The 18,023-nt window shown below is 68.1% G+C and carries 16 protein-coding genes; 6 read left to right on the top strand and 10 right to left on the bottom strand.

What is annotated here, in order from left to right; translation table 11 throughout:
- Positions 1-11: 11 nt before the first annotated feature.
- The 7 genes from egtD to gluQRS all read right to left on the bottom strand — a co-directional run bounded on the left by egtD (position 12) and on the right by gluQRS (position 5,935).
- Positions 12-989: an L-histidine N(alpha)-methyltransferase gene (gene egtD, locus AC1RJ5_RS16115; RefSeq protein ID WP_493114353.1), complete on the bottom strand. Its 978-nt coding sequence runs from the start codon at positions 987-989 to the stop codon at positions 12-14.
- Positions 990-1,125: 136 nt separating this feature from the next.
- Positions 1,126-2,391 (bottom strand): ergothioneine biosynthesis protein EgtB, encoded by a 1,266-nt coding sequence (gene egtB / locus AC1RJ5_RS16110; RefSeq protein WP_269573069.1) that lies wholly within the window; start codon positions 2,389-2,391, stop codon positions 1,126-1,128.
- A 270-nt stretch (positions 2,392-2,661) separates the two neighbouring features.
- Positions 2,662-3,207 (bottom strand): cob(I)yrinic acid a,c-diamide adenosyltransferase, encoded by a 546-nt coding sequence (locus tag AC1RJ5_RS16105; RefSeq protein WP_269573070.1) that lies wholly within the window; start codon positions 3,205-3,207, stop codon positions 2,662-2,664.
- A 43-nt stretch (positions 3,208-3,250) separates the two neighbouring features.
- Positions 3,251-4,120, bottom strand: a complete 870-nt coding sequence (locus tag AC1RJ5_RS16100; RefSeq protein ID WP_342249511.1) for a class I SAM-dependent methyltransferase — start codon at positions 4,118-4,120, stop codon at positions 3,251-3,253.
- Between the two features lie 46 nt (positions 4,121-4,166).
- Positions 4,167-4,802, bottom strand: coding sequence for a LysE family translocator (locus AC1RJ5_RS16095; protein WP_342249512.1), 636 nt, complete (start codon positions 4,800-4,802; stop codon positions 4,167-4,169).
- Between the two features lie 41 nt (positions 4,803-4,843).
- Positions 4,844-5,077, bottom strand: coding sequence for a twin transmembrane helix small protein (locus AC1RJ5_RS16090; RefSeq protein ID WP_184000342.1), 234 nt, complete (start codon positions 5,075-5,077; stop codon positions 4,844-4,846).
- A 9-nt stretch (positions 5,078-5,086) separates the two neighbouring features.
- Positions 5,087-5,935 (bottom strand): tRNA glutamyl-Q(34) synthetase GluQRS, encoded by an 849-nt coding sequence (gene gluQRS / locus AC1RJ5_RS16085; RefSeq protein WP_269573073.1) that lies wholly within the window; start codon positions 5,933-5,935, stop codon positions 5,087-5,089.
- A gap of 98 nt (positions 5,936-6,033) precedes the next feature.
- Between gluQRS and AC1RJ5_RS16080 the strand changes: the two genes are divergently transcribed.
- From AC1RJ5_RS16080 to AC1RJ5_RS16055, 6 genes are all read left to right on the top strand, one after another.
- Positions 6,034-6,600: an HNH endonuclease gene (locus AC1RJ5_RS16080; protein ID WP_184164112.1), complete on the top strand. Its 567-nt coding sequence runs from the start codon at positions 6,034-6,036 to the stop codon at positions 6,598-6,600.
- Between the two features lie 141 nt (positions 6,601-6,741).
- Positions 6,742-8,328, top strand: coding sequence for a serine hydrolase (locus tag AC1RJ5_RS16075; protein ID WP_493114349.1), 1,587 nt, complete (start codon positions 6,742-6,744; stop codon positions 8,326-8,328).
- Between the two features lie 279 nt (positions 8,329-8,607).
- Positions 8,608-10,731, top strand: coding sequence for a transglycosylase domain-containing protein (locus AC1RJ5_RS16070; protein WP_493114712.1), 2,124 nt, complete (start codon positions 8,608-8,610; stop codon positions 10,729-10,731).
- A 388-nt stretch (positions 10,732-11,119) separates the two neighbouring features.
- Complete coding sequence (locus tag AC1RJ5_RS16065; RefSeq protein WP_493114347.1) at positions 11,120-11,722, top strand: hypothetical protein; 603 nt, start codon at positions 11,120-11,122, stop codon at positions 11,720-11,722.
- Between the two features lie 335 nt (positions 11,723-12,057).
- Positions 12,058-13,059 (top strand): threonine aldolase family protein, encoded by a 1,002-nt coding sequence (locus AC1RJ5_RS16060; RefSeq protein WP_493114345.1) that lies wholly within the window; start codon positions 12,058-12,060, stop codon positions 13,057-13,059.
- Complete coding sequence (locus tag AC1RJ5_RS16055) at positions 13,056-13,973, top strand: DMT family transporter (protein WP_493114343.1); 918 nt, start codon at positions 13,056-13,058, stop codon at positions 13,971-13,973. Before AC1RJ5_RS16060 ends, AC1RJ5_RS16055 begins: the two co-directional genes overlap by 4 nt.
- On the opposite strand, the gene AC1RJ5_RS16050 is transcribed toward AC1RJ5_RS16055, so the two are convergent.
- The 3 genes from AC1RJ5_RS16050 to AC1RJ5_RS16040 form a co-directional block, all read right to left on the bottom strand.
- A complete protein-coding gene (locus AC1RJ5_RS16050; protein ID WP_493114341.1) occupies positions 13,883-14,692 on the bottom strand; it encodes a Rossmann-fold NAD(P)-binding domain-containing protein in 810 nt (269 codons plus the stop codon). The two genes, AC1RJ5_RS16055 and AC1RJ5_RS16050, sit on opposite strands and share 91 nt — an antisense overlap.
- A gap of 139 nt (positions 14,693-14,831) precedes the next feature.
- Positions 14,832-16,454, bottom strand: coding sequence for a M28 family metallopeptidase (locus AC1RJ5_RS16045; RefSeq protein ID WP_493114339.1), 1,623 nt, complete (start codon positions 16,452-16,454; stop codon positions 14,832-14,834).
- On the bottom strand, positions 16,451-18,022 hold the full coding sequence (locus AC1RJ5_RS16040; protein WP_311768413.1) for a M20/M25/M40 family metallo-hydrolase: 1,572 nt from the start codon (positions 18,020-18,022) through the stop codon (positions 16,451-16,453). Before AC1RJ5_RS16040 ends, AC1RJ5_RS16045 begins: the two co-directional genes overlap by 4 nt.
- Between the last annotated feature and the right edge of the window lies 1 nt (position 18,023).

Raw genomic sequence — 18,023 nt, 5'->3', positions numbered from 1 at the left:
GCCCGTTCCAATCACGGCGCCACCCGCAGCGGCTGGGCTTCGCAGAGGATCAGCGCGAACCAGTCATTGTCGTCCGTCCACTCCCGGATCGGGGTCCAGCCGCCGGCGCGCAGCAGCATGCGGGCACCGTTGCGGCCATATTTATGGCTGTTCTCGGTGTGGATCGTCTCGCCCGCCGCCATGTGGAACGGCCGGCCCTCGACGGTGAATTCCATGTCGCGCACCGCTTCGAGATGCATCTCGATCCGCGCGGCATCGTCGTTCCACAGCGCGACGTGACGGAAGGCCTCGACCGGAATCGTGCCGTCCAGCTCGCGGTTGATCCGCTCGAGCAGGTTGAGGTTGAACGCTGCGGTGATGCCCTGGGCATCGTCATAGGCCGGCACCAGCACGTCGGGCGACTTGACCCGGTCCATCCCGATCAGCAGCCGTGCGCCGTCGCCCAGCCATTCGCGCATCGCGCGCAGCAGGTTGACCGCATGCCAGGCCTGCATGTTGCCGATCGTCGAGCCGGGGAAGAAACCGAGCTTGGGCATGCCGGTCACCTGCTCGGGCAGCGGCACGGGGCGCAGGAAATTCGCCTCGACCGGATAGACCGGCAGGCCCGGAAAGGCCTGGCCCAGCTCGGCGGCGGACTGGCGGAGGAAATCGCCCGAGATGTCGATCGGGACATAGGCGGCGGGATCGATCGCCCGCAGCAGCAAGGGCGTCTTCACCGAGGAACCCGAACCGAACTCGACCACCGCCGCGCCGCGCGCCGCCAGCGCGCCCAGCTCGGGGCCGGTCTGGCGGAGCAGCTCGGTCTCGGTGCGGGTGGGGTAATATTCGGGGAGCCGGGTGATCTCCTCGAACAGTTCCGAGCCGCGGCGATCATAGAACCAGCGCGCCGGGATCGCCCGCGGCCGCGCTTCCAGGCCGCTCAGCACATCGGCGCGGAAATGCGGATCGGCCAGGCTGGACTGGCCGTCTTCGAGTTCCTGTTTCAGCATTATCGGCCGGCCTTTCTGCTTTGTCCGTCATCCCCGCGCAGGCGGGGATCCAGAGCCCCGGGCGACGCGCAAGAGAAACCCTGGATCCCCGCCTGCGCGGGGATGACGATGAAGGGGTGCTGGCGCCCGGAACCCATCACAGGTCCTTCGCTAGGCGCACGCCGGTGAACTGCCAGCGCTGATGGGGGTAGAAGAAGTTGCGGTAGCTCGCCCGGCTATGGCCGCGCGGCGTGGCGCAGGAGGAGCCGCGCAGCACGAACTGCCCGCTCATGAACTTGCCATTATACTCGCCGACCGCACCCTCGACCGGACGAAAGCCGGGATAGGGCCGGAAGGCGCTGCCGGTCCATTCCCAGACATCGCCGAAAAAGGCCGGGCCGCCGGTGGACGGGCGCGGCTCGATCGGGCCGGCGGCGTCGAGCTGGTTGCCGCCCGCAGGGTCGAAGGCGGATGCCGCCGCTTCCCATTCGAACTCGCTGGGCAGGCGCGCGCCGGCCCAGCTGGCATAGGCATCCGCCTCGAAGAAGCTGACATGGGTAACCGGTGCAGCGGGATCGACCGGGCGCCGGCCGTCGAGCCCGAAGCGGGTCCAGACATCGCCGTCTCGGCGCCAGTAGAGCGGCGCTTCGATCCCCTCCGACTTCACCCAGGCCCAGCCATCCGACAGCCAGTGGCGCGGGTCGCGATAGCCGCCATCGGCGAGGAACGCCGCCCATTCGCCATTGGTGACCGTGCGGTCGGCAATCGCATGCGGCGTAAGCAGTGCCTGGTGGCGCGGCCCCTCGCAATCGAACGAAAATGTTGAATCGCTTGAATCGAATCCCGCATCCACCAGGCCGGCACGCCCCTCGATCCAGCCGACCGGGCCGGGCATCGCCACCGGAACCTTCGGCGCGCCCTGCCAGACGGCGGGCTCGAGCGGATTGACCGAGAAATGGTGGAGGATGTCGGTGAGCAGCAGTTCCTGGTGCTGCTCTTCATGATTGCAGCCGAGCAGGACCAGCGCCTGCGCCGCCGGCGGCAGATCGGGGAGCGCATCGGCCAGCGCGGCATCGACATGGGCGCGGTACGCCAGCACCTCGTCGAGGCTGGGGCGCGAGAGCATTCCTCTGCGAGGACGCGCGTGGCGCTGGCCTTCGGCTTCGTAATAGCTGTTGAACAGGAAGGGCCAGCGTGTGTCGTGCAGCGCATAGCCCGGCACATGATCGCGCAGCACGAAGGTCTCGAAGAACCAGGTCGTATGCGCGAGGTGCCATTTGGCGGGCGAGGCATCGTCCATCGACTGGATCGTCGCGTCGGCATCGGAGAGCGGCCGGACCAGCGCTTCGCTCAGCCCGCGGGTGCGAAGGAACTTCGCGCCGAGCGCGCTGGAAGCCGGAGCGGATCCCGTTTCCGTTCTCATTATGTTCTCCTAGCGGCGCGCGCAATCACCGTCAACCGGCGAGATATAGGTGTCCGGATTGCCCCCGGTAGTCGAGTCAACGAAAGCCCCCGCGATTTTGTTCACGCAAAAGCCTGTTCATTTACCGGGAGATAGCGCGCACCGGCCTGGCGCAAAGCTATGCCAAGGTATCGCTTCGCGCGGATTCGAATTAGATCGAATCCGTGCGATTTATCTTTTGTTTTTCGCATTTTCCGGGTCGTCAGGCGATTCCGCCTGACTAGAAAATGCTCAGCGCGACGCGCCGGGCACCCAGAGTACGTCCCCCGCCTCGCTCTGGTTGACCGCGCGGGCAGCGACGAACAGCAGATCGGACAGGCGGTTGAGATAGGCCAGCGGCTGCACCCCGGCGCCGGCGGCGACAGCGGTGCGCTCGGCCCGACGGGTGACGGCGCGGGCGAGATGGAGTTCCGGGGCACCTGGAGCGCCGGCCGGAAGGACGAAGCTGGTCAGCGGTTCGAGAGCCGAATTGATATGGTCGATCCGCTCCTCGAGCCAGGTGACCTGGCCGGGGGTGATGCGCAGCGCGCCTTCGATCCCCGCGGGCGTGGCGAGATCGGCGCCCAGGTCGAACAGGTCGTTCTGGATGTGCGCTAGCATGCCGCCGAACGCATGATGGCCGAGCGTCGCGCGGGCGACGCCGATCGTGCAGTTCGCCTCGTCGACATCGCCGATCGCCGCCATGATCAGGCTCGCCTTGGAGACGCGCGAGCCGTCCACCAGCCCGGTGGTGCCGTCGTCGCCGGTGCGGGTGTAGATCTTGTTGAGCTTGACCATCGCCCGGGACTCTACGCCCCGGGCGATGACGGGGGAAGCCGGATCAGGCGGCCCGGGCGATATCCGCGCGGCGCGGCGGCAGGAAATGCTCCATCCCCAGCGCGGGATGGGGATAGAGGAACTGGTTGGCCGCCATCGGCAGCACCACCCCCTCGGCCACGCCGGGCATGAAGTAATTGCCCTGGAAGCGGTTGGGCCGGGTCATCTCGGTATCGCCGTGATAGGCGACGCCGATCGAGGCATAGTTCAGCTCGGTGCCGAACACCGCGTAGAGCGCCAGATCGACGAAGTTCATCTCCTCGAGCGTGCCACGCAGATGCGTGTCCTGCGCGATCAGCGCTACCAGATCCTCCCTCGCGAAGGACAAGGCGGAGAAGTCCTTCACCACCTGGTTGAAATCATGCGCGCCGTCGTGATGGACGATGTTCCGGCGGCCGCGCTCCTCGAGCATGACATGGCGGACATAGCTGGGCACGTCGCCATGGAAGAGGCGGATACGGCGCGCGGCTTCCGGGAACATGCGGCGGACGCGCTCATAGGTGAAGAGCAGGAATTCGGAGCGGAAATCGACCAGGTCGAGATCGAAGTCGAACGCATCGATGCAGCCGGCGAGATAGGCGGTGGAGCCGCCCATATAGACGCCGACTTCGACCAGCCGATCGAACTGACCGTTGAAGTCGCGCAGGGTGCGGACGATGTCGTAATAATATTGGGGCGAGCACTGGTCCTCATAGGCGAGGCTGAGCAGGCGGACCCGTTCGGCGATCGAATCGAAGATGCGGTTCTGGCCGAGCAGCTCCGATATCTGGTGGCGCGTCTGATAGCCCGAGAGGATCGGCACGCCGAGCTTGGCGGCAGGATCCGGGACGTCGTGAAGCGTGGTGTCAGGCGCGATGAAAGTTCCGAAGGTCATGGGGCATCCTCCTGTTTACCCCAAACTTATAGGAAGCGCCGCGGACTCAGTTGTGCCGGAAACGTAGCAGCAACACACCAAAGCCGATGAAGATCGAGCCGGTAAGTCTATTGAACCATTTCTTGAGCGACGGCCGCTCGAGATGACGGGCAAGTCCGCGGCCGCCCAGCGCATAGACCAGATACCAGAAGCATTCGACCACGGCGAAGGTGAGCACCAGTATCGCGAACTGCGGGGCCTTGGGCGCGGCGGCGCTGACGAACTGGGGGAAGAAGGCGGCGGCGAAGAGCAGCGCCTTGGGGTTGGAGATGCTGATCGCGAAGCCGCCGCGGAACAGCTGGGCGGCGGTGAGGCGCCGGTCAGCGAGCGCGGCATCGTCGCCGACGTCGAGCGGCGTCGGGTCGGCGCGCCATGCCTTGATGCCGAGCCAGACCAGATAGGCGGTGCCGCCCCAGCGCAGCACTTCGAACGCGCCGGGAATGGCGAGCAGCAGCGCCGTCAGGCCCGCAGCCGACGCGGCGAGGATCGTCACCAGCCCGGCCAGGCACCCGGCCATCGCGGCGACGGTGCGGCGCAGGCCGAAATCGACGCTGCGCTGGAGAATATGAAGCATGTTCGGCCCCGGCGTTCCCGACAGCAGGAACACGGCCATGACGAACAGCCACCAGGTCTGGAGAGTCATTGCAGGCAACCTTGGGAATGAAGGGCCAGTGGCCCCGCGCGTCAGCCCTTGGCCGACATCATGATCAGGATCAGCGCGATCACGGCGATCGCGATCGCCTGGAACAGGATGCGCTGTTGCATCAGCTTTTGCGATTTGAGCGCGCGCGGGCTCGGACCGTCGCCGGTGCCCTCAAGGTCCTGGCTCGTCGTCTGCGCCATGTTCACCAGCCCCTTGATGAGGATGAACAGGGTGGCGAACATCGCCGCGAGCAGCAGGAAGGCCAGGAAGATCATGCGCGGACTCTACGCCTGTGCCGCGGCGATGCCAACTGGCAGTTGTCCTGCGCGCAATCGCTCGGCGAGCGCGCGGCCATCCTCCCCCGCCAGCCGCATCGCCTCGAGGCTGGGCGCGCCGTGGCGCTTGGCGAGGCGGGTGCCGTCGGGGCCGAGGAGGAGCGGGTGGTGGCGATACTCGGGTGTCGGCAGGCCGAGCAGCGCCTGGAGCAGGCGGTGGACATGGGTGGCGGCGAACAGGTCCACCCCGCGCACGACATGGGTGACACCCTGCGCGGCGTCATCGACCGTGACCGCGAGGTGATAGCTGGCCGGCGCGTCCTTGCGGGCGAGGACGACGTCGCCGGCCGAGGCGGGGTCGGCGCGGACCTGGCCGGCAAAGGCGTCGTGCCATAGGAGTTCGGGATCGCCGAGCGACGCCAGCGCCTTCGCCACATCCAGCCGCCAGCAATGGGGCTTGCTCAGGTCGGGCGCTTCAAGCCCGCGGCACGTCCCCGGATAGAGCGCGCCGTCGGGACCGTGCGGAGCGGTCAGGCTCGCGGCGATGTCGGCGCGGGTGCAGAAACAGGGATAGAGCAGGCCGCGCGCGCGCAGATCGTCGAGAGCTTCCTCGTACAGGCCAAGCCTCCGGGACTGGAACGTCACCTCGCCGTCCCAGCCTAGCCCCAGCCACTCCAGATCGCGCAGGATCGCCTCGACATGCTCGGGACGCGAGCGGGTGCCGTCGATGTCCTCGATACGCAGGGTAAACGCCCCGCCGTTCGCCCGCGCGAAGTCGTGCGCCTGCAGCGCCGACCAGGCATGGCCGAGGTGGAGGCGCCCCGTCGGGCTCGGTGCAAATCTGGTGTGGACAACCATCAGAACGGCCCTTGACCGCGAGTCGCGGCATATGCTGTCATCACCGCGTCACGCTTCTCGGCGAGATGCGTGCCACCACGAACTGGGCGAGGGAGCGCATGTATCATCCCGATCTGATCCGCCATCCGGACAGCTGCCCTGCCCTTGTGCTCAACGCCGATTATACGCCCCTGAGCTATTATCCGCTGAGCATCTGGCCCTGGCAGACGGCGGTCAAGGCGCTGTTCCTCGATAGAGTGGATGTCGTCTCCTATTACGAACGCGAGGTGCGAAGTCCCAGCGCGAGGCTGAAGCTTCCTTCGGTCATCGCGCTCAAGCAATATGTCAGACCTTCGCAATTCCCCGCCTTCACCCGGTTCAACCTGTTCCTTCGCGACAAGTTCGCCTGCCAATATTGCGGCAGCCACCGCGACCTCACCTTCGACCATGTCATTCCCCGCGCCCAGGGCGGGCGCACCACCTGGGAAAATGTCGCCACCGCCTGCGCGCCCTGCAACCTCAAGAAGGGCGGGCGCACTCCCCAGCAGGCCGCGATGCCCCTCTATCTCCAGCCGATACGGCCGACCAGCTGGCAGCTCCAGGAGCATGGCCGGCGCTATCCCCCCAATTATCTCCACGATACCTGGCGCGACTGGCTCTACTGGGATGTGGAGCTGCTGGCGTAGCCCTGTTCTGGTGTTCCCTGCCCCGTCATCCCGGCCTTGAGCCGGGATCCCGCTTCTTCTTCTGCGGGGCAAGGCCGGGGTGACGAAGCGAGAGGCGCGCGCTAGCATCCTCGCAAACCATGTCTTGCGGGGAATAGGAACATGAGCGGTTTCACCATCGACCGGCGCACCGCGCTGGCGCTTTCGCTGGGCGGCGCGGCTACGGTCGCCTTCCCCCGCCTCGCGCTGGCGGCGGCGCTCGACGAAGCGGCGATCGATGCGATCGTCGCCCCCTTCCTCACCGCGTTCGAGACGCCCGGCGTCGCGGTGGCGATCGTCCGCCCCGGCATGCCCGCCTTCACCAAGGGCTATGGCGTCCGCACCCTCGGCAAGCCCGGCGCGGTCGATGCGCATACCCGCTTCGGCATCGCCTCGCATTCCAAGGCGTTCACCGCCGCCGCGCTCGCGCTGCTGGTCGATGAGGGCAAGCTCGGCTGGGAAGACCCGGTGGTGAAGCACCTGCCCGAGTTCCGCATGTCCGATCCCGCGGTCACCCAGATGATGACGGTGCGCGACCTGCTGGTCCACCGCTCGGGTCTTCCCCTGGGCGCCGGCGACCTGATGTTCTTCCCGGCAGGCCTCCACGTCGCCGCCGACGTGCTCAACGCGCTGCCCCATCTCAAGCCCGCGCGCGGCTTCCGCGCCGGCTATGACTATGACAACATCCTCTACATCGTCGCCGGGCTGCTGATCGAGCGCGTCTCGGGCACGCCCTGGGACAAGTTCGTCGAGACGCGGATCTTCGCCCCGCTCGGCATGACGGACGCGGTCGGCTCGCGCCTTTCGCTCAAGACCGACAATGTCGCCGGCCGCCATGCCCGGCTCGGGCCGCCGGTGCGCGGGATCGGCAAGCAGGAAGTGGTGCAGCCCGACGAAGGCAAGATGGTCGACGCCGCCGGCGGCATCAACGCCAGCGTGAGCGACATGGCCAAGTGGCTGCAGGTCCAGCTCGCCCAGGGCAAGCTGCCCGACGGCAAGCAGCTCTGGTCCACCGCGCAGGCCAAGGAGATGTGGAAGCCGCAGACGATCACCTCGGCGAGCGACGGCCCGACCGACACCAACCCCGCCCGCCCGGTGCTTGCTGCCTATGCACTCGGCTGGTTCGTCCAGGATTACCGCGGCATGCGGCTGGTCCAGCACAGCGGCGGGCTTTCCGGCCAGGTCACCTACAGCGGCATGCTGCCGTCGCGCGGCATCGGCGTCTCGGTGCTGAGCAATGTCGAGGAGAGCGTCTCCGCCGCGATCCGCAACGCGATCCTCGACCGGCTGATCGACGCGCCGGCGTTCGACTGGGTCGCCAGCTACCGGACCCGGCAAAAGGCCGCGCAGGACGAGGCGCTGGCCGGCGTCGAGGGCGGCATCGACAAGGCGCCGGCCGGCGCGCCCTCGCTGCCGCTGGCGAGCTATGCGGGGCGTTACCGCGATCCCTGGTACGGCGATGTCGTCGTTAGCCAGAAGGCGGGCAAGCTGTGGATCGACTTCACGCCGACCCCGGTGTTCAAGAGCGTGCTCGAGCCCTGGGGGCCCGACACCTTCCGCACCCGCTTCGCCAAGGATGCCGGCGAGGACGCGATCGTCCGCTTCCAGGTCAAGGACGGCAGGATCACCGGCATCACCATGGAGGCGCTCTCGCCGCTCGCCGATTTCAGCTATGATTACCAGCACCTGGCATTCGTGCCGGTCTCGTAATCAACTGTATTATTGTAGTAACACAGATGCTGCGCTAGAAGGGCGCCATGCACGCGGCGGATTCGACGAGTAATGGCTGACGGCAACGATCCCCGGAACGTGCGCTTCCCGCTGCGCCGGGGCGGCGACGATGCCGATCCGACGCCCGCACCGGCGCCGAAGCCCGAGCCGCGTGCCTGGCGCCCGCCCTCGATCGACAAGATCGGCGCGGGGATCGGCGAAGCCCTGAAGCGCGTGACGCCGCAAAAGCCCGAACCGCCGCTCGAGCTGTCGGGTGGCATGCCCGCGCCCGAGGACTATGCCCCGCGCTGGCGCCGCGCCGCGACTCCGCCGCCGCCTCCACCCCCGCCGATCCAGCCCGGCCCGGCCGCGCCGCTGCCCGCCGGCGGCTACACGACCAACCTGCCGGTGGTGCTCAAGAAGCGCAGCTGGCTGCGCTATGCGAGCTGGGCGATCGCCGGGCTGCTGGTGCTGTTCTTCCTCGCGGTCGGCTGGCTGGCGCTGACCGCGCCGCTCTCCAAGTCGCTGCAGCCGCCGGCGCCGCCCTCGATCACCCTGCTCTCCGCCGAGGGCAAGCCGATCGCCCGGCGCGGCGCGGTGATCGCCGCCCCGGTCGATGCGACCAGGCTGCCCGACTATGTGCGCAACGCGTTCGTCGGCATCGAGGACCGGCGCTTCTACGGCCATTGGGGCGTCGATCCGCGCGGCATCATGCGCGCCTTCGTCCACAATGTGACCAGCGACGGCGGCTCGCAGGGCGGCAGCACTATCACCCAGCAGCTCGCCAAGAACGCCTTCCTCAACTCGCAGCGCACCTTCGGGCGCAAGGCGCAGGAAGTGCTGATCGCCTTCTGGCTGGAAGCCTGGCTGAGCAAGGACGAGATCCTCTCGCGCTATCTCTCCAACGTCTATTTCGGCGACAACGTCTATGGCCTGCGCGCCGCCGCCCGCCATTATTTCAGCGTCGAGCCCGAAGGCCTCAGCCTGAGCCAGGCGACGCTGCTCGCCGGGCTGGTGCAGGCCCCGTCGCGCCTCGCGCCGACCGGCAACCTCAAGGGCGCGCGCGACCGGCAGAAGCTGGTGATCGCCTCGATGGTCGATGCCGGGCTGCTGACCAGGGCGAAGGCGGACGCGATCCGCCCGGCGGTGCTCAACGTCACCAAGTCCGAGGACGACCTGCCAAACGGCACCTATTTCGCCGACTGGGTGCTGCCCCAGGCGCGCGACCGCGCCGGCGGCGTCGGCACCGAGCAGACCGTGCAGACCACGCTCGAGCTGAGCGCGCAGCAGGCCGCCGAGCGCGCGGTGCGCGGCGCCGGGCTCAACAAGTCGCAGATCGCGATCGTGGCGATGCATCCCGATGGCCGGGTGATCGCGATGGTCGGCGGCCGCAACTATCGCGAGAGCCCGTTCAACCGCGCCACCCAGGCACGGCGCCAGCCGGGCTCGACCTTCAAGCTGTTCGTCTATCTCGCCGCGCTGCGCGGCGGGATGGAGCCGGACAGCATGGTCGATGACAGCCCCGTCCAGATCGGCGACTGGAAGCCCGAGAACTCCCACGGCGATTACGCCGGCGAGATCACGCTGCGCCGCGCCTTTGCCCGCTCGTCCAACGTCGTGGCGGCGCGGCTGACCCAGAAGTTCGGCGTGCGCGCGGTGACCCAGGCGGCGCGTGACCTCGGCATCTCCACCCCGATTGGCGACGACGCCTCGATCGCACTCGGCACCTCCACCGTCTCGCTGCTCGAGCTGACCGCCGCCTATGCCTCGGTCGCCAACGGCTCCTATCCGGTGCGCCCGCAGGGGCTGAGCGAGGACGAGGCGGCGAGCGATTGGCTCGCGCGGCGCCTGGGCGGGCCGACCCGGTTCAACGGCCGCCAGCTCGACGACCTGCGCAGCCTGCTCGGTACCGTGGTCGAGGCCGGCACCGGACGCGGCGCGGCGCTGCCGATCCCGACCTATGGCAAGACCGGCACCACCCAGGACAATCGCGACGCGCTGTTCATCGGCTATGCGGGCGGCATCGTCTGCGGCGTGTGGCTGGGCAATGACGACAATTCGCCCAATCCCGGCCTGTCGGGCAGCGGCCTGCCGGCACGCGTCTGGCGCGACTTCATGACCCGCGCGCTCGACCTGCGCATCCCGCCGCCCGAGCCGACGGTGGAACCCGACGGCAATGATACCACGCTCGACGATGTGCTGAACGGCGTCGGCGAGTTCATCCAGGGATCGGGCATCGAGACCCAGGTGGTGCCGCAGGGCGTCGATCCCGACGAGCAGGGCGAAGCGCCGATCGACGCACGCCCGGCCGAGGACCGCCGCCCGCGCCGCGACCGTGCACCGGATACGCCGGGACCGCAGGATCGCGCGCGGCCGGATGACCGGCGGGGCGAGGAGCGCTAGGGCGTATCGAAATCCAGTTCCCCGACAAAGGCCGGGGCCCAGTTGCAATGTCGTTCAAGAGGTTCCCGCGCCATCGATGGTTCGTCGGACCTGGGCCCCGGCCTTCGCCGGGGAACCAAGGAAACTGAAAGCTGGTACCGCCCGGGTTTGGGGGCCTTGGCCGTCCTCCGTTCAGCTTGGCAGCAGCAAGGGCGGCGCCGAACGAACGGCAATGGATGGATACTGCGCGCACGGATAGCGAATCCAACCTGGGGAAAGCGCACCGATGATGAGAGACACCAGAGTCCGATCCTTGAAACTCGCGGCATTGTGCCTCGGGGTGCTCGCTGCATCGTCCGGCGGTACGTCCGCGCAATCCCGGGAACGCGCGGCGACATCCGCAAGGAGCATGTCGCTCGACAGAGCGGAGATCACTGCAGTCGGTGTCGATGCTTCCCGCGTGAGGTATCGTGGTGCGCGCGCGCTTCGCCTGGAGGTCGTTCGGGCCGGTGCCACGAGTGATGCCACGTTCGCGCGCCTCGATGGGGTTCAGGCCAGGGATTTCACGATCGACCTGGTGCTGGCCGGGCAACCGGTCAAGAACGATACGGATGCCAGGGGGTTCGTCGGAATCGCCTTCCGGATTTCGGAGGATTCGAAGAAATTCGAGGCCATCTACATCCGCCCGACCAATGGCAGGGCCACCGACCAGCTGCGGCGCAATCACAGCACCCAATATATCTCCCATCCCGACTATCCCTGGCATCGGCTGCGGAAAGAGCATCCGGGACAATATGAATCCTATGCCGATCTGGAATCCGGCGCATGGACCAGGCTCAAGCTCGTGGTCCGCGGCACCACCGCGCAACTCTACATCAATGGCGCCGGCCAGCCGAGCCTGATCGTCAACGACCTGAAGCTTCCCGCGGAGGAAGGGGGCATCGGCCTGTGGGTGGGGCCAGGGTCCGAGGGCTATTTCAAATCGATGACCATAAGGAAGCGCCAGCCCTAGCAGGTATCGGCATCCGGCTTTCGCCGGGGATCGATTGAGCTAATGTCGGGTAACGCCCCCTGACCAGCCCTTCCGCTCGCCGTCCATTTCCGATAGCCCTGCCCCCGGAGCCACTTGCACGCGAGACAAGTCCATGGGCAGTCTTTGGTGGATACTCCCGATCGGCGCGCTGATGCTCTGGTGCGTCATCCAGTTCCTCAGGGGCGGCGGGCCGCCCTCCGGCAGGGATGAAAGCAGCACATCGCTATACGACTGGGGTAACGGGAACGAGTGAGGGACCTGGCTGCGGCACTGGTTTGTTGACCTTGGTGCGCGGTCCTCGCATGGACCTCCCCATGCGCTTCTTCTCCGACAACGCCGCCGCCGTCTGCCCCGAGGTCTTCGCCGCGCTCGGCAAGGTGAACCAGCTCGACACGGCCTATGACGGCGACAAATACTCGCAGTCGCTCGACGGCGCGTTCTCGGACCTGTTCGGCACTGCGGTGCGCGCGCTCTGGGTGCCGACCGGCACGGCGGCGAACAGCCTCGCATTGGCGGCGCTCTGCCCGCCCTATGGCGGCGTGGTCTGCCACCGCGATGCGCACATCAATGTCGACGAATGCGGCGCCCCCGAATTCTACACGCACGGCGCCAAGCTGCTGGTCGGCGAAGGCGCAGGCTCGAAGCTGACCCCGGAAGCGATCCGCGCGGTGATCGATCCGATCCGGCCGGACGTCCACCAGGTCCAGCCGCACGCGATCTCGATCACCAACGCGACCGAATATGGCCTGGCCTATACGCCCGACGAGGTCGCGGCGATCGGGGCGCTGGCGAAGGACCGCAAGCTCGGGCTGCACATGGACGGCGCGCGCTTCGCCAATGCCGTCGCGCATCTCGGCTGCCATCCGGGTGACGTGACCTGGCGCGCGGGCGTCGACGCGCTGAGCTTCGGCTTCGTCAAGAATGGCGGGATGAGCGCCGAGGCGCTGGTGTTCTTCAAGCCCGAGCTGGCGGACGCCACGCTTTATCGCCGCAAGCGCGCAGGGCTGCTCTTCTCCAAGGGCCGCTATCTGGCGGCGCAGATCCTCGCGCTGCTCGAGGACGATCTGTGGCTCCGCAACGGCCGCGCGGCCAATGCCGGCGCGGCGCTGCTGGCGCAGGCGGCGGGCGAGCGGCTGGTGCACGCCGTCCAGGCCAACGAAGTGTTCCTCAAGGTGAGCCCGGCGGAAGCCGCGGCGCTGCGTGCGCTCGGCTTCGACTTCTACGACTGGGCCGAAGGCGAAGTGCGGCTGGTGACCAGCTGGGACCAGAGCGAGGACGCGATCCGGCCGCTGGCCGACGCCATCGCGGCGCTGTGAACGCGGAACCAGCTCCCCAATCGACGCGCCTCAGCGTCCTGATCCCGTTCGCGATCGTCACGCTGATCTGGGGCTCGACCTGGATCGTGATCCGCGACCAGCTGCTGGTGGTACCGCCGAGCTGGTCGGTGACCTATCGCTTCACCGTGGCGGGCGTGACGATGCTCGGCTGGGCGCTGTTGCGCGGCGAGCGCCTGGCGATGGATACGCGCGGCATCGGCTTCGCGGTGCTGCTCGGGCTCGCGCAGTTCGTGCTCAACTTCAACCTGGTCTACCGTTCGGAGCAGTACATCACCTCGGGCGTGGTCGCGGTGGTCTATGCGCTGCTGCTGGTGCCCAATGCGGTGCTGGCGCGGATCTTCCTGGGCCAGAAGATGGGCCGCCAGCTGGTGATCGGCTCCGCCATCGCGGTGGCAGGCGTCGCGCTGCTGTTCGTCCATGAGGCGCGGCTGAGCGCGGTCGGGCCGCATGCGGCGCTGCTCGGCATCGGCATCGCGCTGGGCGGCGTGATGTGCGCGTCGGTGGCGAATGTCATGCAGGCGACGAGCACCGCCAGGGCCTATCCGATGGCGACGATGCTCGGCTGGGCGATGCTGAGCGGCGCGGTGCTCGACGCGCTGTTCGCGCTCGCCACGGTCGGCGCGCCGGTGTTCGACTGGCGGCCGAGCTATGCCGGCGGCATCCTCTATCTCGGCGTGCTGGGATCGGCGGTGAGCTTCAGCCTCTATTTCCGGCTGATCCGCACGATCGGCCCGGCCAAGGCGGCCTATACCGGGGTACTGATCCCGGTGATCGCGATGCTCTTCTCCACCCTGTTCGAGGGCTATCGCTGGTCGTGGCTGGCGGCCGGCGGCGCGGTGCTGGTGGTCGCCGGGCTGGTCGTGGCGCTCAAGGCGCGCAGGCCCAACCGGTAATCCGGATAGCGCGGGCGCCAGCCGAGAATGCGCTTCGCCTTCCCGTTCGCGACGCGCCGGTTCTCCGCATAGAAGGCGCGGGCCTGGGGGCTGAGGTTCGCCTGTTCGAGCGGCACCAGCGGCGGAACCGGCAGGCGGAGCAGCGCGCAGCCATAGGCGAGGACGTCGCTCTGCGGCGCGGGGCAATCGTCGGCAAGGTTATAGGCGCCGGGCGGACCGTCGAACCCGGCGATCACGCCGTCCACGATATCCTCGACATGCACCCGGCTGAACACCTGTCCCGGCACGTCGATCCGCCTGGCCTCGCCGGCGCGGATGCGGTCGAGCGGCGAGCGGCCGGGGCCATAGATGCCGGGCAGGCGGAAGACGCGGGCACCCAGCGCCAGCCAGGCGGCGTCAGCGTCGCTGCGCGCGGTCCGGCGTCCGGTGCCGGTGGGCGCGGTCTCGTCCACCCAGGCGCCGCCGGTATCGCCATAGACGCCGGTCGAGGAGAGATAGCCGATCCACGCGCCCGACGCGGCGATCTGCGCGCCGTACGCGGCGAGGACAGGGTCATCCTCGCCCGGCGGAACGGTGGAGAAGATGTGCGTGGCACCCGCGATCTCGCCCGCCCGCCCGGCGAAGTCCTCACGGGTGACGGTGGCGATCTCCGCCTGCCCCGCCAGCCGCGCGATCAGGTGGCTGGCGCTATAGCCCGGACCGAACACCAGCAGCCGCATCTAGCTTCCCCTCCCTGGAAGGGAGGGGATCGAGGGGTGGGTCGCGTCCAGGCAATACTGCCGCCAAAGATGCAATGGCCGCCCCATCGCGGGAATCCACCCACCCCCGGCCCCTCCCTTCCAGGGAGGGGGGCAGAGGTCACTCCGCTCCATAGCCCCCGAACTGGACCCCGAAGAAATCGCCCTTGTTCCAGCGCGGCCGCTCGGGCGCGTCGGTGAGGGTGCGGGCGATCGCATAGTTCAGCCGCATATACTTGGCGGCCGAGTTCCAGTCGAACGGCAGGTCGATCTGGTCGGAGGGCTTGTGGTAATTCTCGGCCAGGAACTTCTTCTGCGCCTCGGCGCCCTGCCCGCCCGGCCCGGTATCGAGCGACACCGCCGGCACGCCCGACTTGACGAAGCTGTAATGATCGGAGCGGACAAAGAACATCTCCTCCGGGCTCGGATCGGGCACGACCTTCAGCCCCTCGGTCGCCGCCGCCGCCGCGATCACCGGCCCCAGGCTCGAGCGCTCGCCGCCCAGCGCCACCACATCGACCAGCGGATAGGTGAGGATCGGCATGTCCATGTTGACGTCGGCGACCAGCTTGTCCTTCGGCACCGGCGGATAATGCGCGAAATAGTCGGAGCCGAGCAGCCCCTTCTCCTCGCCCGCCAGCGCCACGAACAGCATCGAGCGCTTCGGCTTCTCGCCCGAGGCGATGAACTTGCGCGCCACTTCGAGCATCGTCGAGACGCCCACCGCATTGTCCATCGCGCCATTATAGATGCGGTCGCCGTTCACCGCGTCGCCCACCCCGACATGATCGAGATGCGCGGAGAGCACGACATATTCGCCCTTGAGCGTGGGATCGCTGCCCGGGATCATCCCGACCACGTTGCGGGTCGACTGGGTCACCAGCCGCGTCTTGCTCGCCACCTTGAGCGTGCCGATCAGCGGACCGGTCGGGATCTTCGTGCCCTTGCGCTCGGCGGCCAGCACCTCGGACCATTTGATCTTCGCGCCCTGGAACAGCTTCTCGGCGCCGGTGCCGCCGACATAGCCGACCGGCGGCGCCCCCGCGGCGATGGCGAAGGCGGTGCCGTCCGGCCGCGCCCAGCTGTTCCGCTCATAGTCGTAATAGGGAACGATCGCTTCGAACGGGAACTGCTCGCGCTGCGCGACGGACTCCAGCACGACCACCGCCACCGCGCCCTTGGCCTGCGCGATCGCCGCCTTCTGCTCGTCGTCGCCGAAATGCGCCTCGACTTCGTTGGGCAGCCCCTTGGGCACACCGGGGAGGATCGCGACGATCTTCCCCTTCACGTCGAGCCCCTTGTAATCGTCGCGCTTCCCCTCGGGATAGACGATGCCGTAGCCGGCAAAGACCATCCCGCCCTCGGCCTTGAAGTCCGGGGTCGCCGGCGCCGGCGTGTTGACGAAGTCGATGCCGAACTGGAGCGGGATCTCGCTCGACCCGCGCACCAGGCTCCACTTCGCCTTCTCGGCCGGCTTGAACGCCACCAGCTTGAGCGGCTGGAACCAGCTGCCCTCCACCCCCGGCTGCAGCCCGATCGCGAGCATCTGCGCCGCGACATATTCGGCCGCGATCTCATAGTCGCGCGTCCCCGCCTCGCGCCCGCGCATCGCATCCGAGGCAAGGAACTGGACATGCCCCTTCAGCGCCGCCTGTTCGGGCGGCAGCGGCTGGGGCGCCGTCTGCGCATGCGCGAGCGGTGCCGCGAGCAGCGCGGCGGCGAGGAGGAGGCGGCGCAGGATCATTTAGCCATCGGGCCCTTGTACAGCGTGCCGAAGAAGTCGCCCTTGTTCCACACCGGCTTGTCCGCGCCATCGGCAATGGCGCGGGCGATCGCATAGTTCAGGCCGACGAAGCGCAGCCCCTGCTTCCAGTTGATCAGCTCCACCTGGTCCGAAGGCTGGTGGTAGTGCTTGTCGAGGAACTCCTTGGTCGCGGCAGCCCCCTCGCCGCCCGGCCCGAGGTCGAGCGAGACCGCGGGGATGCCCGCCTTGACGAAGCTGTAGTGATCCGAGCGGACGAAGCTCGCTTCCTCTGGCGTGGGATCGGGCACCAGCTTGACGCCCTCGGCCGCCGCGGCCTGCTCGACGATCTTGCCCACCGTGCTGCGATCCGCACCGTACGCGACGAGATCGACGAAATTGTAGGTCAGGATCGGCATGTCGAGATTGACGTCGGCGACGATCGATCCCTTGGGCACGGTCGGGTTGGCGGCGAAATATTCGGAGCCGACCAGCCCCTTCTCCTCCGCCGTCACCGCGACGAACAGGATCGAGCGGCTCGGCGCCTTGCCCGATGCCTGGAAACGCCGGGCGACCTCGAGCATCGAGGCGGTGCCCACGGCATTGTCCATCGCGCCGTTATAGATGGTGTCGCCCTTCGCATCGGGCTTGCCGACGCCGACATGATCGAGATGGGCGGAGATCACCACATATTCGCCCGCCTTGTCGGTGCCCGGCAGCAGGCCGGCGACATTGTTGGCGCTGAGCTTGCGGATCGCGGTGTTGGCGGTGCCGGTGATCGTCACGCCGATCGCGCCGGTGGGCAGCTTCTTGTCCGCCTTGTCGGCGGCGAGCACCGCGTCCCACTTGATCTTCGAGCCGGCGAACAGCTTCGCCGCGCCGTCAAAGCCCAGATAGGCGAAGGGCGGCGCGCCGCCGCCCGCGTCCGATCCGGCCCAGGTCATCGCCTCGCTCTGGGCGTAGCCGACGCTGACCGCGAACGGGAAGATCGCGTGGCGGGCATTGCCCTCGAGCAGGATCACGCCGACCGCGCCATGGCGAGCGGCAACCGCCGCCTGCTGGTCGGGCTGCGACGAATGCGCGCGGATGTCGCTCGGCAGGTCGTGCGGCGAATCGCGCAGCACCGCGACGATCGCACCCTTGGCGTTCAGCCCCTTATATTCGGCCTCGCTGCCATAGCCGGCGAACACCACCGGCCCGGCAACCGCGACCTTGGGGTTGGACGGCACCGCGCGGGCGACATAGTCCTTGCCCCATTCGAGCGGGGTCTGGACGCCGCCCCGGGTCATGACGAGCGTGCCGTGATCGGCCGACTTGTAGGCGACCAGCGGCACCGGCTGGAACCACGTCCCGTCCACGCCCGCCGGCTTGAGCCCGGCGGCGAGCATCTGCGCCGCGACATATTGCTCGGCGATGGTCAGCTCCGGCGAACCGGTGTCGCGGCCCTTCATCGCATCCGAGGCGAGGAACTGGACATGCGCCTTGAGCGCCGCCTCGTCCTTGCTGAGGTCCTGGGCGAAAGCGGGAGTCGCGGCGAGCAGGGTCGCGGCGAGCAGGAGTGCGCGCTTCATC

It is taken from the genome of Sphingomonas sp. GW822-FHT03G08 (assembly GCF_058801135.1).
Note: the sequence above shows the minus strand (reverse complement) of the source record. Positions and strands in the feature narration are given on the sequence as shown.

What these genes read in the sequence shown, in the direction of transcription:
- egtD (WP_493114353.1), bottom strand. Translation starts at nt 989, where the DNA reads ATGCTGAAACAGGAACTCGAAGACGGCCAGTCCAGCCTGGCCGATCCG.
- egtB (WP_269573069.1), bottom strand. Translation starts at nt 2,391, where the DNA reads ATGAGAACGGAAACGGGATCCGCTCCGGCTTCCAGCGCGCTCGGCGCG.
- AC1RJ5_RS16105 (WP_269573070.1), bottom strand. Translation starts at nt 3,207, where the DNA reads ATGGTCAAGCTCAACAAGATCTACACCCGCACCGGCGACGACGGCACC.
- AC1RJ5_RS16100 (WP_342249511.1), bottom strand. Translation starts at nt 4,120, where the DNA reads ATGACCTTCGGAACTTTCATCGCGCCTGACACCACGCTTCACGACGTC.
- AC1RJ5_RS16095 (WP_342249512.1), bottom strand. Translation starts at nt 4,802, where the DNA reads ATGACTCTCCAGACCTGGTGGCTGTTCGTCATGGCCGTGTTCCTGCTG.
- AC1RJ5_RS16090 (WP_184000342.1), bottom strand. Translation starts at nt 5,077, where the DNA reads ATGATCTTCCTGGCCTTCCTGCTGCTCGCGGCGATGTTCGCCACCCTG.
- gluQRS (WP_269573073.1), bottom strand. Translation starts at nt 5,935, where the DNA reads ATGGTTGTCCACACCAGATTTGCACCGAGCCCGACGGGGCGCCTCCAC.
- AC1RJ5_RS16080 (WP_184164112.1), top strand. Translation starts at nt 6,034, where the DNA reads ATGTATCATCCCGATCTGATCCGCCATCCGGACAGCTGCCCTGCCCTT.
- AC1RJ5_RS16075 (WP_493114349.1), top strand. Translation starts at nt 6,742, where the DNA reads ATGAGCGGTTTCACCATCGACCGGCGCACCGCGCTGGCGCTTTCGCTG.
- AC1RJ5_RS16070 (WP_493114712.1), top strand. Translation starts at nt 8,608, where the DNA reads ATGCCCGCGCCCGAGGACTATGCCCCGCGCTGGCGCCGCGCCGCGACT.
- AC1RJ5_RS16065 (WP_493114347.1), top strand. Translation starts at nt 11,120, where the DNA reads ATGTCGCTCGACAGAGCGGAGATCACTGCAGTCGGTGTCGATGCTTCC.
- AC1RJ5_RS16060 (WP_493114345.1), top strand. Translation starts at nt 12,058, where the DNA reads ATGCGCTTCTTCTCCGACAACGCCGCCGCCGTCTGCCCCGAGGTCTTC.
- AC1RJ5_RS16050 (WP_493114341.1), bottom strand. Translation starts at nt 14,692, where the DNA reads ATGCGGCTGCTGGTGTTCGGTCCGGGCTATAGCGCCAGCCACCTGATC.
- AC1RJ5_RS16045 (WP_493114339.1), bottom strand. Translation starts at nt 16,454, where the DNA reads ATGATCCTGCGCCGCCTCCTCCTCGCCGCCGCGCTGCTCGCGGCACCG.
- AC1RJ5_RS16040 (WP_311768413.1), bottom strand. Translation starts at nt 18,022, where the DNA reads ATGAAGCGCGCACTCCTGCTCGCCGCGACCCTGCTCGCCGCGACTCCC.